14 protein-coding genes and 2 pseudogenes are annotated in these 16,893 nt (G+C 71.1%); 13 read left to right on the forward strand and 3 right to left on the reverse strand.

What is annotated here, in order from left to right; genetic code table 11:
• Nucleotides 1-30: 30 nt before the first annotated feature.
• Nucleotides 31-675, reverse strand: a complete 645-nt coding sequence (locus tag U6N30_RS00280; RefSeq protein WP_324275671.1) for a hypothetical protein — start codon at nt 673-675, stop codon at nt 31-33.
• A 260-nt stretch (nt 676-935) separates the two neighbouring features.
• Here U6N30_RS00280 and U6N30_RS00285 point away from each other — a divergent pair, with 260 nt between their 5' ends.
• From U6N30_RS00285 to U6N30_RS00335, 11 genes and pseudogenes are all read left to right on the forward strand, one after another.
• Nucleotides 936-1,652 (forward strand): ABC transporter ATP-binding protein, encoded by a 717-nt coding sequence (locus U6N30_RS00285; RefSeq protein ID WP_324275672.1) that lies wholly within the window; start codon nt 936-938, stop codon nt 1,650-1,652.
• Nucleotides 1,649-2,788, forward strand: a complete 1,140-nt coding sequence (locus tag U6N30_RS00290) for an ABC transporter ATP-binding protein (RefSeq protein ID WP_324275673.1) — start codon at nt 1,649-1,651, stop codon at nt 2,786-2,788. Before U6N30_RS00285 ends, U6N30_RS00290 begins: the two co-directional genes overlap by 4 nt.
• 217 nt (nt 2,789-3,005) lie before the next feature.
• A complete protein-coding gene (locus U6N30_RS00295; protein WP_324275674.1) occupies nt 3,006-3,545 on the forward strand; it encodes a hypothetical protein in 540 nt (179 codons plus the stop codon).
• On the forward strand, nt 3,542-4,468 hold the full coding sequence (locus U6N30_RS00300; RefSeq protein WP_324275675.1) for a hypothetical protein: 927 nt from the start codon (nt 3,542-3,544) through the stop codon (nt 4,466-4,468). The genes U6N30_RS00295 and U6N30_RS00300 overlap by 4 nt, the downstream gene beginning before the upstream one ends.
• Before the next feature lie 359 nt (nt 4,469-4,827).
• Nucleotides 4,828-5,697 (forward strand): hypothetical protein, encoded by an 870-nt coding sequence (locus U6N30_RS00305; protein ID WP_324275676.1) that lies wholly within the window; start codon nt 4,828-4,830, stop codon nt 5,695-5,697.
• Complete coding sequence (locus U6N30_RS00310) at nt 5,694-5,987, forward strand: hypothetical protein (protein WP_324275677.1); 294 nt, start codon at nt 5,694-5,696, stop codon at nt 5,985-5,987. The genes U6N30_RS00305 and U6N30_RS00310 overlap by 4 nt, the downstream gene beginning before the upstream one ends.
• Complete coding sequence (locus tag U6N30_RS00315; RefSeq protein ID WP_324278581.1) at nt 5,984-9,451, forward strand: Ig-like domain-containing domain; 3,468 nt, start codon at nt 5,984-5,986, stop codon at nt 9,449-9,451. Before U6N30_RS00310 ends, U6N30_RS00315 begins: the two co-directional genes overlap by 4 nt.
• Nucleotides 9,452-9,633: 182 nt before the next feature.
• Nucleotides 9,634-10,220 (forward strand): annotated as a pseudogene (locus tag U6N30_RS32995) (alkaline phosphatase PhoX); the annotation flags it as partial.
• 14 nt (nt 10,221-10,234) lie between these two features.
• Nucleotides 10,235-10,921 carry an alkaline phosphatase PhoX gene (locus tag U6N30_RS00325; protein ID WP_324275679.1) on the forward strand — a complete coding sequence of 229 codons (687 nt, stop codon included), beginning with the start codon at nt 10,235-10,237 and terminating at the stop codon, nt 10,919-10,921.
• Nucleotides 10,922-11,035: 114 nt separating this feature from the next.
• A pseudogene (locus tag U6N30_RS33000) lies at nt 11,036-11,671 on the forward strand (IspD/TarI family cytidylyltransferase); the annotation flags it as partial.
• A gap of 172 nt (nt 11,672-11,843) precedes the next feature.
• A complete protein-coding gene (locus U6N30_RS00335; RefSeq protein WP_324278582.1) occupies nt 11,844-12,455 on the forward strand; it encodes an SDR family NAD(P)-dependent oxidoreductase in 612 nt (203 codons plus the stop codon).
• Between the two features lie 122 nt (nt 12,456-12,577).
• Here the strand turns inward: U6N30_RS00335 and U6N30_RS00340 are convergent, their stop codons facing one another.
• A complete protein-coding gene (locus U6N30_RS00340) occupies nt 12,578-13,606 on the reverse strand; it encodes a CDP-glycerol glycerophosphotransferase family protein (protein ID WP_324275681.1) in 1,029 nt (342 codons plus the stop codon).
• The gene (locus U6N30_RS00345) at nt 13,600-13,824 is read right to left on the reverse strand and encodes a hypothetical protein (RefSeq protein ID WP_324275682.1); all 225 of its coding nucleotides are present in this window, start codon (nt 13,822-13,824) and stop codon (nt 13,600-13,602) included. The genes U6N30_RS00340 and U6N30_RS00345 overlap by 7 nt, the downstream gene beginning before the upstream one ends.
• A gap of 398 nt (nt 13,825-14,222) precedes the next feature.
• On the opposite strand from U6N30_RS00345, the gene U6N30_RS00350 reads away from it, so the two are divergent.
• Nucleotides 14,223-15,362, forward strand: coding sequence for a Wzz/FepE/Etk N-terminal domain-containing protein (locus tag U6N30_RS00350; RefSeq protein WP_324275683.1), 1,140 nt, complete (start codon nt 14,223-14,225; stop codon nt 15,360-15,362).
• The gene (locus tag U6N30_RS00355) at nt 15,356-15,706 is read left to right on the forward strand and encodes a P-loop NTPase family protein (RefSeq protein ID WP_324275684.1); all 351 of its coding nucleotides are present in this window, start codon (nt 15,356-15,358) and stop codon (nt 15,704-15,706) included. The genes U6N30_RS00350 and U6N30_RS00355 overlap by 7 nt, the downstream gene beginning before the upstream one ends.
• Nucleotides 15,707-16,893: the final 1,187 nt, after the last annotated feature.

The following is a 16,893-nucleotide window of genomic DNA, read 5'->3' on the forward strand; positions in this document are numbered from 1 at the left end:
TCCCGCTGCCGTCGGGGCCGGAGAGGGAGATCAGCAGCGGACGACGGCGGGGCGCTCCTGCCTCGTGACGACGACCCGCCGGGCGGAGCGCGGGTGGGTCGCCAGCGCGCGGACCATCTCCCGCCGCCGTCGCTGCTCGGTCCAGGGGTCGGGCCGGTCGAGGGCTCGACGGAGCAGCCGGAGCGCTGCGGACAGCCGGAGGCGGCCGGCGAGCGCCGCGGCGTCGTCCCACGCCCCGTCGGCCGCTCCCGCCGCGACAGCGCTGGCGCGCTCCTCGGCGCCCAGCCGGCCGTGCGCCAGCAGCAGTTCGTGCGCGGTGAGGACCAGGACGACGTGCGGTGCCGGGAGAGCCAGGTGGGTGCACCCGGGAAGGAGCCGAGCGTCGGTGAACAGCTCGTCGGCGCCGGGCGCGCCGTCGGGGGCGAGCCCCCAGGCCGCGGCCGTGACCAGCTGCGCGCCTTCGACCGCACCGCGGTCGAACCTGGCCCACCGGCTGCGCCAGCGGAGGAATCCGTCGGCCTGCAGGCGGTCGGCGATCGCGCCGACCTCGCTCCCCGGCACGAGCAGGCGCAGGTCCGGTGTGGTGGGAGGCCCGGTGCCGATGACCAGGACCGGTCCCTGCGCCGCTGCGTCGACCGCGGCGGCCACGTCGACGATCACGCCGCTGGAGCTCATGTGCAGGCCGTCCCCTCCCGCTCCACCGGCGCACGGGGCCGGCGGGCGGCAAGTCCCTCACGGGGGCGACGCCCTGTCAAGGAGTCCGGCGGCGGCGCGCGAACGGTCCGGGCGGGAGGATTCCGGTACGGCGAGAGGGGAGGAATGCGTCGCGGGCAATCGACGGACCGCGATCGGACGAGGCCTTTCGCCCCGCCACTCTGGTTAGAGTGCGGCGCCCGAGTCCACCGGTATCGGTGCTGAGCCTGGACCGACCGGGAATGTCGTCTCCCGATCCGAGGAGTGTCCTTGTTCCGTCGGCCCCGGCGTGGATCCGGTTTCTCGAAGATCCGTCGCTACGCGGCGGCCTGGAAGCAGTACCGGCCGTTCATGGGGGTGCCCGGAGCCGCCTGGTCCTGCTCACCGCCGTCTCCGTCGTCGCCGGCCTGATCGAGGCGTCCCTGCTCGCCCTCGTGGCGGCGATCGCCAGTGCGCTCTCCGAGGGCTCGACCCGGGTCCAGGGGACGTTCGGGGGCGTCTCCGTGGACGCCGAGTTGCCCATGCTGTTCGCCGTGGGCGTCGTCCTGGCGGTCGTCCGCGGGTTCGTCCAGCTCTGGGTCGCCTACCTGCCCGCGAAGGTCAGTGCCACCGTGATGGTGGACCTGCGGCGGGCGCTCTTCGAGAAGTTCACCGGGACGTCGTGGTCGGTGCAGGCCTCGGAGCGGGACGGGCACTTCCAGACGCTCATCGGGCAGCACGTCATGCACGCGTCCCAGGCGGTCGGCGCGCTGGCTCAGGGCCTCACGGCCGGCCTGATGTTCTTCACGCTGCTCGCCTCCGCGGTGGTGCTGAGCGCGGTGACCGCCGTGGTCGTGATCGTCGCGTCGGCCGTCCTGTTCCTGCTCCTCGGACCGCTCGTGCGCCGGCTCCGGCGCCAGGCCCGCAAGCTCAGCCGCGAGAGCGTCGAGCACGCGCAGGGGTCGAGGAGGTCGTCATGATGGCCGAGGAGATCCAGGTCTTCGGCGCATCCCCGGTCTACCGGAGGACCGTGGACGAGCTCAACCGCCAGGTCTTCAGGCCGATGATGATGACCCGCTTCCTCATCCGGGCGGTGCCGGCGCTCTACCAGAGCCTGGCCTTCCTGCTGCTGATCCTCGCCCTGGCCGCTGTCTACCTGTCCGGCGCACGGGCCATCGCCGAACTGGGAGCCGTCGTCCTCATCCTGGTCCGATCACTGGCCTTCGGTCAGCAGATCCAGCACTCCCTGCGCCGGCTCGACGAGCTGATGCCGTTCATGAACAGGCTCCGCAAGGCGCTGGACCACTACGCGGCCCACCCGCGCCAGGACGGGAACGCGCCCCTGCCCAGGATCGAGCGCCTCGGGATGCAGGACGCCCACTACGCCTACGTCCCCGGCGAGGACGTGCTGCACGGGATCTCGTTCGAGGCCCGCGGAGGCGAGGCGATCGGCATCGTCGGGCCCTCGGGAGCCGGCAAGTCCTCGCTCGTGCAGATCCTGCTCCGGCTGCGGCAGCCCACCAGCGGAGCACTCGAGGTGAACGGCGCGGATGCCCAGGGCTTCCGCCGGGAGGACTGGCAGCGGCGGGTGTCCTACGTCCCCCAGTCCCCGCAACTGATCTACGGGACCGTCGCGGACAACATCCGCTTCTACCGCCCGGAGATCGACGACGAGCAGGTGGAGCGGGCTGCCCGCTTGGCGCACGTCCACGACGAGATCATGTCCTGGTCCGAGGGCTACCGGACGGTGATCGGCCAGCGGGTGTCGGCCATCTCCGGAGGGCAGCGGCAGCGGCTCTGCCTGGCGCGGGCGCTGGCGGGAGCGCCGGACGTGCTGATCCTGGACGAGCCCACCAGCGCACTCGACGTGCGGTCGGAGCTGGCCGTGCAGGAGTCGCTGGAGCAGATCAAGCAGGACGTGCTGCTCATCCTGGTCGCGCACCGGCTCTCCACCCTGTCGATCTGCGACCGGGTGATGGTGATCGTCGACGGGCGACTGCAGGCCATGGACGAGCCTGCGGCGCTCCTGGCGAGCAACGACTTCTACCGCGACGTCACCGAGATCACCCAGCGGCAGGGCATGACCCAGGACCCGACGCACCAGGCCTCCCGGTGAGCCCGGCTGCTTCCCACGCGGCGCGGACGGGGAGGGCAGCCGGCGGCGGACGTCACGCGCGTCGACCGGGGGCCCAGGAGCGTCACCGCCGGTGCGGACGTCCTCGTGCATCGATTCCCGCGCCAACCCCTGGCGTCATCCCGATGGCTCTCCTACGTTCGCCGCTCGAGCGACGGCCGAGACCGGCGCCGCCGGGTGCGTGCGAGGGGAGACGACGATGGGCGCGCCGGACCCGTCACGGCATGTGGGCCGACCAGCGCGGCCGCTCCTGATCGCCGTCGCCGGCCTGGTCGTGACGCTGCTGGTCGGTCTCGGATGGCTGCCCGCCGCCTCCGCCGCGGTAGGAGTTCCCGGATCATTCTCCGGCCACGCGTACGGCTCGTCCCAGCCTCCCACCGCGGACAAGCCGCAGAGCAAGCTCTGGTTCCACGACGGCGCGTGGTGGGCGTCGATGGTGGGACAGGGCACCGCGTCCGTCTTCGTCCACGAGTTGATGCCTGATCACACGTGGCGCAACACGGGAACGCTCGTCGACAGCCGTGCGAACAGCACCGGGGACGCGCTGTGGAGCGTGCAGGACGACCGGGTGTACGTGGCCAGCCGTGCGCCGGGCTCGAACCTCCAGGTCAACGCACTCGGCTACGACCCCACGAGCCGGTCGTGGTCGGTGTCCCCGGGCTTCCCGGTGACCGTCAACAGCGGGGGTCCTCCGAGTCCGCCACCATCGACCAGGACTCGCTGGGCCATCTCTGGGTGAGCTACACCCGCGCCCGCCAGGTCTGGGTGACCCACTCGACCGATACCACCCGGACGCTCTGGACGGAAGGATTCCTGCCGAACGTGCCGGACGCCGTGATCGACAAGGACGACATCTCCGCGCTGGTCACGTTCGGGGACAGCATCGGCCTCCTGTGGTCGGACCAGGAGTCAGACGTTGTCCGCTTCGCCGTTCGCCACGTCGGCGCGTCCGACATCGACCCCTGGCAGGTGGAGGACGCCCTCGCCGGCACGAGTGTCGCCGACGACCACATCTACCTCGCGCGGTCCGCCGGGGATCCGCTGGGACGGATCTTCGCCGCCGTCAAGACCGCCGCGGAGGAGGGCGCGGACGAGGACGCCGCGCTGGTCGGCGTCCTGGTCCGGACGCCGGGGGCGAACGGTGCCCCGGCCCGGTGGACCTTCACCTCCGCCGGCACCGTGGCACAGGGCTGGACGCGGCCGATCCTGATGATCGACGACACGAACAAGCAGCTGTACATCTTCGTCACGTCGTCGTCGAGGCCCGCCGGTGGGAACATCCTCTACCGCAGGACGGACCTGCCGTCCGATCCCGCACACGGCCTCACCTTCACCGCGGCGCGGAGCTTCCTGGCGGACGTGCGCCCCCTGCACAACGTGACCGGTGCCAAGGCCCCGGTGACCGGGGAGACCGGCCTGGTCGTCCTCGCCACCTCCCACCCGACGAAGAGCTACGCGCACGCCGAGATGGCGCTGGTGCCCGGCGGCACGTTCGACGAGGGCGGTGCCGACATCACGCTGCCGACCTTCGGCGGCACCAACTCGGCAGTGGACGCGACCGGGGTCGTCGTGGGCGGCAGGGTGACCGCCACGTTCCTCATCGCTGGTTCGTTGCTGCTGTTCCTGCTGCTCGTCCCGCTGGTTCGTCACCTGCGGCGGTGAAGCAGGCGCTCGGCCGCGACGCTCGACGGCAGGTATCGCGCTGATCGTGCTGACGCGTCGCTCACCCGAGCGGCGTGGGGTCCCGGTCGGCCGAGGACCGGCCGCCGCGGCACCTGCGCGCCGTTCCGCGCCTGATGGCCCGGCCGTCACTCGACACCGGGCCGGGCGGCGCGCACCTCCCCATCGATCCTGTGCACAGCCGGCCTCTCTCCGATCACCCGCCGTGGGCGTTCGGCGAAAGGACCGCCGAACTGGAACGAGTGCCGCACCAAACCCTGGTGTCACCCGTTCGGGTCGCTTACGGTTCCGCGGCATCACGGGGCCCGCGGCGGTCTCGACCGTACGGCGGGGAGACAGCGATGCGAACGAACCACGGTCGGCCCGAGGCCGGTCGACGAGCCCGCGTCCTGCTCATCAGCGTCGCGACCGCAGCCATGATGGTGCTGACCGGACTCGGCCTGCCCACGGTCGCCTCCGCTGCGGTGGGAGTGCCCACTGCCTACCTGTCGAGCCAGACCTACGCCTCCACGGCGCCGCCGAGCGCGGACAAGCCGCAGAGCAAGCTCTGGTTCCACCAGGGTTCGTGGTGGGCCCTGATGGTGGGTGCCGGCAGCACGTCCGTCTACGTCCACGAGCTGATGCCCGACCACACGTGGCGCAACACCGGAGCGCTCGTCGACAGCCGGGTCAACAACACCGGTGACGCGCTCTGGAGCGGCATGGACAACCGGCTGTACGTCGCGAGCCGTGCACCCGGCTCGCCGCTGCAGGTGAACGCCCTCACCTACAACGGCGCCAACCGGTCCTGGTCGGTGGTCCAGGGCTTCCCGGTCACCGTCAACAGCGGTGGCGGCTCCGAGTCGGCCACCATCGACCAGGACTCGGCGGGCAATCTCTGGGTGACCTACACCCGCGGCGCACGACTCTGGGTGGCCCACTCGACGGGTGCCGCCCGGACGACCTGGACCTCCGGTTTCCAGCCGAACGTGGGGGACACGGTTCTCAAGAGCGACGACATCTCCGCTGTGATCACCTTCGGCAACAGCATCGGGCTCATGTGGTCCGATCAGGAATCCGGCGCCTTCCGGTTCGCCGTCCGTGCGGTCGACGCAGCCGACACCGCTCCCTGGTCGGTGGAGGATGCCCTTGCCGGGACCGGCCTCGCCGACGACCACATCAACCTCAAGCAGCTCGTGGGCGACCCGCAGGGCGGATCTACGCAGCTGTGAAGACCTCCACGGGCGACGACCCGGCTGCCGACCCCGACGCCGCGCAGGTCGGCGTCCTCGTCCGGACGCCGGGGGTGAACGGCGCCAAGGGGACGTGGGCCTTCACCGGGGTCGGCACGGTCGCGCAGGACTGGACGCGGCCGATCCTCATGATCGACGCCACGAACCGCGCCCTGTACTTCTTCGTGACCTCGGACGAGGCCGGGAGCGGCGGCGACATCCTGTACCGGCGGGCCTCCTCCCGGCAGACCCGACCCAGGGCGTCGCCCTGGGGCCGGTGCAGACGATGATCGACATCGCGCCCAACGTGAACAACGCGTCCGGCTCCAAGGACCCGGTGACCGGAGAGACCGGCCTGGTCATCCTCGCCGTGGCCCAGAGCCAGAGTCGGTACGTGCACGCCGAGATGGCGCTCGCGCCCGGAGGTCGGTTCGACGGCGGCGGTGGCGGTGGCGGTGGTGACACCACACGGCCGACGGTCGCGTCGACCGCGCCGACGGGCGGCGCCACGGGGGTTGCGGTGGGCACGTCCGTGACCGCGACCTTCAGCGAGGACGTCGTCGGTGTGAGCGGGACGACGTTCACCCTCGCGCCTGCTGCCGGCGGAGCGAACGTCGGGGCCACCGTGTCCTACGACAGCGCGACCCGGGTGGCCACGCTCGACCCGGCAGCCGACCTCACCGCCGGTACGCAGTACACCGCGCGCCTGACCACCGGTATCGCGGACGGGGCGGGCAACGCCCTCGCAGCCACGTCCTGGAGCTTCACCACGGCGGGCGCCACGTCCGGTGGACCCGTCGTGACGAATCGGAGTCCGGCCCCCGAGGCCCGGAGCGTCGTGGTGGGCACGAACGTCACCGCGACCTTCGACACGGCGGTCCAGAACGTGAACACCGGCACCTTCACGCTGGTGAACGCCGCGACCGGCGCGTCGGTGGCCGCCGCCGTGAGCTACAGGGCCACCACTCGCGTGGCCACCCTGAACCCGAGTGTGAACCTGGCTCCGGACACCCGTTACCGGGCCACGCTGACCACGGGGATCCGGGCCTCCTCCGGCGCCACGCTGGCGGGGAACGAGTCATGGGAGTTCGTGACGGGTCCCGCGCCTCGCGTGACCGGCCGCAGCCCGGCGGTGAACGCGACCGGTGTCAGTCGCTCGGCGAACGTCACGGCGAAGTTCAGCGAGCAGGTCCTGAACGTCGACACCACGACGTTCACCCTCACGCCGGCCGGCGGCGGGCCGGCGGTGCCCGCCCAGGTGACCCGCAGCGGCACGACGAACACCTGGATCCTCAACCCCGGCCAGAACCTCGCGGGCACCACGAAGTACACGGCCAGCCTGGCCAGCGGCATCACCGATGCCGCGGGCAATCCCTGGTCGTCACCACGTGGAGCTTCACCACCGGCGCCTGACCCTGGCCGGCACCACTTCTGTCTCGGGAGCGGAGAGCGCGATGGGAACGAAGGACACCCGGCGGCCGGGCCGCGCACGACACCGGCTGGTCGGGGTAGCTCTCGCGACGGCGGTCGTGATGCTGGTCGGTGTGCTCGGTCTGCCGTCGGTCGCCTCGGCCGCGGTGGGGAGCCCACCACCTACCTGGGGCACGCGTACCCGTCCTCGGCCCCGCCGAGCGCGGACAAGCCGCAGAGCAAGCTCTGGTTCCACGACGGCGCCTGGTGGGCCCTGATGGTCGGCGCGGGTAGCACCTCCGTCTACGTCCACGAGCTGATGCCGGACCACAGCTGGCGCAACACGGGGACGCTCGTCGACGCCCGGCAGAACAACACCGGTGACGCGCTGTGGAGCGTCCTGGACAGCAGGCTGTACGTGGCCAGCCGGGCCCCCGGCTCGAAACTCCAGGTCAACTCCATGAGCTACGACCCCGGGAGCCGGTCCTGGTCCGTGGTCCCGGGCTTCCCGGTGACCGTCAACAGTGGCGGGACCTCCGAGTCGGCCACCATCGACCAGGACTCCCTGGGAAATCTCTGGGTGACCTACACCCGGGCCTCGCGGGTCTGGGTGGCGCACTCGACGAACTCCGCCAGGACCGCCTGGACGTCCGGCTTCCAGCCGAACGTGCCCGACACGGTCATCACCAAGGACGACATCTCCGCGCTGATCACCTTCGGCGACAGCATCGGCGTGATGTGGTCCGATCAGGGGTCCGACGCGTTCCGCTTCGCCGTCCGCGACGTCAGCGCATCCGACACCGCGCCCTGGCAGGTGGAGGACGCCCTCGCCGGGACCAGCCTGGCGGACGACCACATCAACCTGAAGCAACTGGCCAGCGACCCGCAGGGACGGATCTTCGCCGCCGTCAAGACCTCCGCGGACGAGGGCACCGACCCCGATGCCGCACTGGTCGGGGTCCTCACCCGGACGCCCGGGGCCAGCGGCGCACCCGCACAGTGGACCTTCGATCCGGCCGGCACCCTGGCGGAAGGCTGGACCCGGCCGATCCTCATGATCGACGACACGAACGACGACCTGTACTTCTTCGCGACGTCGGACACCGGCGCCGGCGGGGACATCCTCTACCGGAGGTCGGCGCTCCCGTCCGATCCCTCCCAGGGGATCAGCTTCACGGCGGTGCAGAAGTTCGTGGACGCCGTGCCACGCGTGAACAACGCGTCCGGAGCCAAGGACCCGGTGACCGGTGACAGCGGTCTGGTCATCCTGGCGACGACCCACGGCCAGAAGAAGTACGTGCACGCCGAGATGGCGCTGGTGCCCGGCGGCATGTTCGACGGCGGCGGTGGTGACACCACGGCCCCGACGGTCACTGCGACGAGCCCGGCGGAGGGCGCGACCGGGATCGCGGTGGGGAACGACGTGACGGCCACGTTCACCGAGGACGTCTCGGGTGTGAGCGGTTCGACGTTCACCCTGGCGCCCACGGCCGGCGGGGCGGCCGTGGGGGCGGCGGTGGCCTACGACAGCGCCACGCGGGTCGCCACTCTCGACCCCGACGCCGACCTGGGCGCGGACACCCAGTACACGGCGACGCTGACGAGCGGTATCACCGATGCCGCGGGCAACGCGCTGGCCGCCACGAGCTGGAACTTCACCACGGTGGCCGCTTCCGGCGGTGGAGGCGACACGACGCCTCCCGCTGTCTCGACGACCAGCCCGGCGGCGGCCGCGACCGGAGTCGCCGTGGGCGTCGACGTGACCGCCACCTTCACCGAGGACGTCACCGGTGTGGGTGGTTCGACGTTCACGCTGGCGCCCACCGGCGGCGGGGCCGCCGTGGGGGCCGCGGTGTCCTACGACAGCACGACACGAGTCGCCACGCTGGACACCGACGCCGACCTGGCCGCGGACACCCAGTACACGGCGACGCTGACCAGCGGTATCACCGATACCGCGGGCAACGCCCTGGCCGCCACGAGCTGGAGCTTCACGACCGCCGCTGCGACGTCCACCGACGGGCCGACGATGACGGGTCGGTACCCGGGCATCAACGCGACGGGCGTGAGCCGCACGGCGAACGTGTCTGCGGTCTTCAGCGAGGAGGTGCAGAACGTCACCACCACCACCTTCACGCTCGCGCCGGCCGGCGGTGGCTCACCCGTGGTCGCGTCGGTGACCCTGACCAGTACGACCAACAAGTGGAGACTCGATCCCGCCCAGCCGCTGGCCGGCGCCACCCAGTACACCGTGACGATCCACGGCGGGCAGGGAGGTGTGACGGACCTGGAGGGCAACCCGCTGGCCTCGACCGTCATCTGGAGCTTCACCACGGCCGCGTGACAGCCGGCCGACGTCCGGGGACCTCCGGTCGGAGGACGGGTCGCTCCGCCCTTGCTCGTGCGAGAGATGCATCGGAGGTGTCATGTCCCCCCGCTCGAGTCGTCCGCCCTCGCCGCGGCGATGTCGCGTCGGACATTTCTGGGCGGAGTCGCCGCTGGAGCCGGAATCGTCCTGGTCGGAGGGTGCCGTGCTGTCTTCGGCGGCGGTGGCGGCGAGGCATCGGCCGGCATAGGGCCCCTGGTGGCCTCGGACGGCCTGCTCGACCTTCCCCAGGGCTTCCGCTACCGGGTGCTGGCAGAGCAGGGGTCACCCGGCTGGAGACGGGCCACGTCGCCCCGTCCGATCCCGACGGCGCGGCGGCCTTCCCGCGCCGTGACGGGCCGGGCACCGTGCTCGTCTGCAACCACGAGATCGGCGGACGCGAGAAGTACCCGGTGCCGCACGTCGACGGCCTCGTCTACGACCCGGCCGCCAGGGGTGGCACGACGACCCTGGTGGTCGACCCCGACGGCACCGTCGTGCGGCACTACGTGAGCCTGGCGGGCACCGTGGACAACTGTGCGGGCGGCCGTACCCCTGGGACACGTGGCTCAGTTGCGAGGAGACCGAGAGGAAGCGCGGCCGACGGCACGGCTACGTGTTCGAGGTCGACCCTTTCGACGAGGCCGCCAACCGCGACCCCTTGCCGATCAAGGCGCTCGGCCGGTTCGCGCACGAGGCGGTGGTCGTCGATCCCGAGGAGGACGTCCTCTACCTCACCGAGGACGCGGACGAGCCGAACGGTTGCCTCTACCGCTGGACCGCCCCGGCCGACGTCCGCCCTCTGGGCAGGGGAGTCTCCGACGGCTGGCCGACGACGCCGGCACCCTGGAGGTGCTCCGCGCGTCGACGAGTGGAGGGCGGCACGTGCCCGACCTGTCCGAGGCCACCGAGGTGGGGACCACGTACCACGCCGAGTGGGTGCCGGTTCCCGACCGTGACGCCGAGCGGGTGTCCGTCCGTCGGCAGTTCGGCAACGACGAGATCACCCGCGGCCGCAAGCTCGAAGGCATGTGGTGGGCCGACGACGGTGCGTACGTCGTCTCCTCCTACGCGCGGACCCGCGACGGCAGCGGGCATCCGCACGACGGTCAGGTCTGGTTCCTCGACCCGCGCGCCGGGACGCTGACGTTGCAGCTGCGCTTCGCGGTCGCCGACGATGCCGACGTCGAACCGGACGGTCCCGACAACATCACCGTCTCTCCGCACGGCGGGGTGATCATCGCCGAGGACGGCCGAGGTGCGGTCCAGCTGATGGGTGCCACGGACACCGGTGAGACGTTCGTCCTCGCCCGGCGGAACGTCGCGAAGCGCGGGAACGAGGAGTTCTGCGGGCCGGTCTTCTCCGCCGACGGGCAGAGCCTCTTCGCCAATCTGCAGGGGCCGGGGTACACCTTCATGATCCGTGGGCCGTTCGACCGGTCGAGCTGACCTCACCGAACGCGCCGGGACGTCTTCTCAGCGCCGTGCCGCCGTGACAATCTCTCGTTCGCCGGACCCACATCCGCCTGCTGCAGGAGTTCCGATGCCCCAGGGAGAGCGTCCATGAGGGCTCATCGATCGGTCGCCGTCGTGCTGGCCGGCGGTACGGGTGAACGTGTCGGCCTCAACGTCCCCAAGCAATTGATCAGGGTCGCGGGAAAGCCGATCATCGAGCACACGATCGCGGCGTTCCAGGCGTCCGAGGTCATCGACGAGATCATCGTCATGATGACGCCGGGGTACCTCGATGCGATCCGGAACGTTCTCAGGTCCGGCGCCTATCCCAAGGTGACCCAGGTCCTGGAGGGCGGCGAGACCCGGAACGGCACCACCGCGAAAGCGCTGGAGGCGTTGGGGGAGGAGGAGTGCAACGTCCTCCTGCACGACGCCGTGCGGCCTCTCGTGAGCCAGCAGATCATCGCCGACTGCGTCCGGGCGCTGGAATCCCATGACGCCGTCGACACCGCCATCCCGTCCGCGGACACGATCGTCGAGGTGGACGGGCCCGACGGCCGGTTGATCAGGGACGTGCCGCCGCGGGCCCTCCTGCGGCGCGGCCAGACACCGCAGGGATTCAAGCTCTCCGTCATCCGGCGGGCACATCGCCGAGCGGCTGCGGACGCGACCTTCTCCACGGCCACGGACGACTGCACGCTCGTCCTCCGCTACTGCCCGGGTGTACCGATCGCCGTGGTGCCCGGTGACGAGTGCAACCTGAAGGTCACCCAACCGATCGACGTCTTCCTCGCCGACCGGTTGTTCCAGTTGCACACCACGCCGTCGCCCGAGCCGCGCTCGGCCGAGCAACTGCAGGCCGCACTCCGCGATCGATGCATGGTCGTGTTCGGGGGCCTACGGCATCGGCTCGGAGATCGCCGAGCTGGCCACCTCGTACGGAGCCGAGGTGCGGTCCTTCAGCCGGTCGACCACGGGCACGCACGTCGAACGCAAGGTCGACATCGACCGGGCCCTGGAGCAGACCCTCCAGGAGTTCGGCCGCGTCGACTACGTCGTCAACGCGGCCGGGATGCTCCCGATCGGACCGCTCGCCTCGACCAGCGAGGAGACGGTGTACCTGGCCACCGAGGTGAACTACCTCGCTCCCATCGCCATCGCCCAGGCCTTCTACCCGCAGCTACGGGAGTCACGGGGCTCGCTGCTGCTCTTCACGTCCAGTTCGCACACCCGGGGCCGGAGCGGATACAGCCTCTACTCCTCGGCCAAGGCCGCCACGGTCAACCTGACCCAGGCTCTGGCGGACGAGTGGGCGCCCGACCGGATCAGGGTCAACTGCATCAACCCGGAACGGACGGCGACTCCCATGCGTACCCGGGCCTTCGGTGCCGAGGCCCCGGACAGCCTGCTCGACCCCCGCACGGTGGCCCGGGCCTCCCTCGAGGTCCTCACGTCCTCGCTGACGGGACACGTCGTCGATGTCCGGCAGGGCATGGGGCTGGACGTCAGCGGCGCGCTGGACGCGTGAACGATCCAGACCGGGCAGCGTCGCGGAGTGGACGAGCAGGCCCGTGACGGGCCCGCACGTCCAGGTCCGTCGTCGTCACAGCCCGCTCCACCGGGTTCGTGAGCCCGGGTCGGCTCGTCCGGCTACCGGGGCACGGCGCCGGTGGGTGCACCTCGGGTCCGCCCCCGACCGCGACCGCGGCTGCGCTCGAAGTCGGCCAGCTCCTGCAGGAGAGCGTCGGTCACGGCGGCCTTGTCCAGCGCCAGCCCGTCCAGCCCCAGGGCCGTTCGCGTGACCGCCCGTGCGTCCGGGCGCCAGTCGCCGCCGGCCCGCACGCGCTCCAGGAAGTCCGCCACGACGGCCGGCTCGTCGGTGATCAGCTCCCTCGCCACGTCGGTCATGTACGGCTCGTTGAGCCCTCGCCCCGTCAGGTACTCCGAGATGTCCGGGCAGTAGAGGAGGAGGGGGCGGTCGAGGTCGAGGTATTCGACCCACACACTGGAGTAGTCACTGATCATCGCCGCGGACGCCCCGATGAACTGGTACAGGCTCATGCCGGAGCTGAATATCTCGTCGGTCGTGAGGACCCGCAGTCCGCTCCGCTCGAAGCGGTCGGCGTCGGATGGATGAGGCTTGACCACGACCTCGACGCCGGCGTCCCGAGCCAGTCGTGCCAGCGTCTGCGTGGCGTCGGGGAACTCGCCGTCGGGCGATCGGCCCGTCAACGTGGGAGCGTCGCGCCAGCTCCGGCCGGCCGCGGACGTGGACGACCGGAAGGTGGGCATCCACAGCACGTACGAGCGTGGCCGGAGCCCGAGGCGGTCGAACACCGACGGGTCCGGTGCCGTACGGCACGCCAGCTGGCGTGGATTCCCCGTCCGGATCAGCTTCGTGTCAGGTGAGCCCAGCTCCCGCGTGGCCGCCGCGGCCCAGACCGGTGAGTTGCACGTCATGGCGCTGGCCACCACGGGTTTGCGCAGGGACGTCGATGCCCGGGTCGCCTTGGGGCCGAAGCCGTGCCACATGTTGACGACCAGCTTGCGGGCGGTGAGGTCAGGCGATCCGTAGAGCCCGTGGGTCACCAGGAGCATGCCGGCCCTGCTGGCCTTCAGCACGCCGCGCAGCGACTGCTTGTCGACCACCTCGATGGGCGCACCGCTGCGGTTCAGCACCCCGAGATACCGGCGGGCGTCCGGGGGTTCTCGGCCAGGAGGGTCACCTCGACGGATCCGGTCTCCGCGAGCAGGATCGCGGCCATCAGGCTGTTCTCCTCGTGGTCCGGGTGCCCGCTGACGCAGACCGTGCGCGGGGATGCCGGGGCGAGGCTCAGGAGCTGGTGCAGCGGCCGGACGATCGAGCTCCAGACCCGTGCCGTCACGCTGACCGTCACGCCGCGTCCTGCCTTCCCTGTCGTCGCTGACCACGTCCGACCGCGATCACCCGGAACCCTGCCCGCAGATGTTCGGGGAGAGGCTCTACGACGATGGTGGTGGCCGAGGCCGGTCTGCCCTCGGCGGCGGGGTCGATGCCCGGTGCGGCGGAGGGTCGACACGGTGCGTGGTGGTCCGATGGCAGGTGGGCGAGCCTGTGGCCTCCGGACAGGTCATCTCGTGCGCGCACGGGTGATCGACCCTCGGGGCGAAGGTCGAGGTCGTGCGCGGAAAGCCCCTGCGCCGCTCGTCAGTGGGTTAGCTTGGCGCGTCGCTCTCGACGGGCGATGTCTGCGCGGAGGTGGACGCAGCCCGGCCATGGATACGGGGGCCTCGCGATGAGGTGTGGTGAAGGACAGTGCTGAGCGACGAGCTCATCCAGCTGCGTGACCAGGTCGGCGTGCTCCGCCGGCGGTGGTACATCATCGTCGTGACGCTGCTCGCCTGCCTCGCTCTCGGCATGCTCTACGTCAGCCGGGCGACGCCGACCTACGTCGCGACCGCGGAGGTGCTGCTCGGCGCGCCTTCCGGCCAGGGCGGCAATGGGCTGACCGAGAATCAGGTCGCGACCGAAGCCCGGGTGGTGACCGCGGTCGACGCCGTCTCCGATGCCATCGAGGCCCTCGCACTCGACGAGACACCTCGCGCACTGGTCGACTCCGTGGTGGTGGAGCCGGATCCCGGTGGGGCGTCGGTTCTCAGGATCACGGCGACGCGGAACGACGCGGACGAGGCCGCCGGTATCGCCAACGCTCTGGCCCAGGAGTACATCAGCGGTGGCGCGACCAGCGCCGTCCAGAACGCCGAGATCCTCAATCCGGCGACGCCGCCCGGAAGCCCGGCTTCTCCGCGCGCGATCCCGACCGTCGTCCTCGCGGGCGTGCTCGGGCTCCTGCTCGGCCTCGGACTGGCCTTCCTGCGCCAGTACTTCGACGAGTCGGTGCGCGACGAGGACGACGCGGTGACGGCAACCCGGCGGCCCGTCCTCGGTCGGATCCCGCATGGCAGACGGACGATTCGCAGGACCCCGGTGACGCTGAGCGCACCGGAGTCGGGAGCCAGTGAGGCGTACCGGGCGCTGGTCGCCACGCTCCGGTACCGGCTGTCGCGGATCGCGCCGAACGCGGGCGAGCGCGATCGTGGCCGGGTCGTGCTGGTGACGTCCGCGTCGGCCGCGGAGGGCAAGACCCAGACAGCGGTCAACACGGCCGTCGCAGCAGCCTCTGCCGGCCTCGACGTCGTCCTGGTGGACGCCGATCTTCGCGACGGCAGCGTCGGCTCGATGTTCGGGCTCCCTCCTGGCCCCGGTGTCAGCGAGATGGTGACCGACAGCTCCGATGTGAAGGCGCGGCTGGAAGACGCTCTCCTGCGCACCGACCTGGAGCGACTGCGCGTCCTGCCCTCCGGAACCGCCACCCCCGGCCCCGGGACCTCATGGCCGCGCCCCGATGGGCAAGCCTGCTGGCTGAACTGCGCGCCACCTTCGATCTCGTGGTGATCGACACCCCTCCGGTGCTGCCGGTCGTCGACACCCTCGAGATCGTCGGCAGCGCCGATCTCACCCTGCTGGTCGTGCGCCGTGACGTCTCGCACAAGCAGCGGCTGGCGGCTGCGATCGACCGCATCCAGCAGGTGGGAGGGGCAGTTGACGGTGTCGTGGTCTGCGACGTCACGCGGCGGGCGAGCGCTCGTCCGGTGGGGCCGATGGCCGCCTCGCAGCGCGCGCTGCCGGCCCTTCCTCCCGCCGACTTCAGGGAGGAGTCGGGCAGGCGGCTCAACGGCGGCAACGGCGCCGGCGGCCATGGTCCTGGAGAGCTCGCGTCGCCTCGCCAGTCCCCGTAGGAGCGCTCATCGGGCGACGCCGCGACCCGTAGGTCCACCGCGGGCGGCGGGTCTCGGACGCCGGGGCCGAACCGCCCCGCCGTGCGGATCGCGCCCGATGACCCGGCCGACGACGAGGTGTCGACGACCGAGGACGGGGCGATGACGACCGAGTGGTCTCGACGCGCCATCCTGACCGCTGGTGTCGCAGCGACTGCTGCACTCGTCGCAGGGGACGCACCAGTTCGTCGGAGATCGACGCTCGCCTTGCCTGCGCACTGGTCCGACGACCTCTGCGAGAACTACGCCATCAACATCAAGTCGTTCTATGCCACGTCGGTGTACCAGTACGCCGATGCCGTCTTCGATCTGATCACCGATCTGGGCGTCCGCACGGTTCGCGAACGTGTGACGACGGGCTCGTCAGCCGGAGCCCAACAGCAACGCGCGATGCAGATCAGGCTCGCGGCGTCCGGAGTGCGCTGGCACGCGACCGTGGCGACCCTGGCCGACTGGCCGCGTGCGGAGGAGGCGACCGACGCTGCACTGAAGGTCCTCACCGAGTTCTACGGCCCGAGGCTCGACGGTCTGGGGTCCCTGCTGCACTCCCTCGGCGGGTGCAACGAGATCGACGGTTCGGTGGTCGACGGCGAGGTCGATCCTCAGTGGGCGGCCCACGGACGCCTGATGCAGCGGACGCTGTGGGAACGCGTCCGCGCCGACCGTGCCTTCGACGACGTGCCCGTGGCCGGCCCATCGACGCGCACCGACGTCACGCCGGAGCGCGCGCACCTCCTGGGCGACCTCTCCGCGTGGTGTGACTGGGGAAACGCGCACATGTACAACCGGGGGTCAGCCCCACCAAGCACATCGACCGCCATCTCGAGATCCTGCGGCCCTGTTTCCCCCAGGCGGACCGCTGGTTCTTCACCGAGACCGGCTACAACGATTCTCGGGCGACCGATCGAGGCGCCACGATCAGCGAGGACGCGGCCGCCACCTACGCGGTCCGTGGCATATGCGACTTCTTCAGACGCGACAGCATCTACGGTCGCTTCGAGCTCCTGGACGATCCTGACCCGGTCGACGACGAGACGCAGCAGAGCATCAACGCCACGAGCGATCGGGAAGCGCACTACGGGCTGGTCGCGGTGCCCGACTCGCGGTCTGACGCCACCCCGGACAACTGGCGTCGAAAGCCAGAGTTC

This window comes from Blastococcus brunescens (assembly GCF_035320885.1).
Classification (GTDB): Bacteria; Actinomycetota; Actinomycetes; order Mycobacteriales; family Geodermatophilaceae; genus Blastococcus_B; species Blastococcus_B brunescens.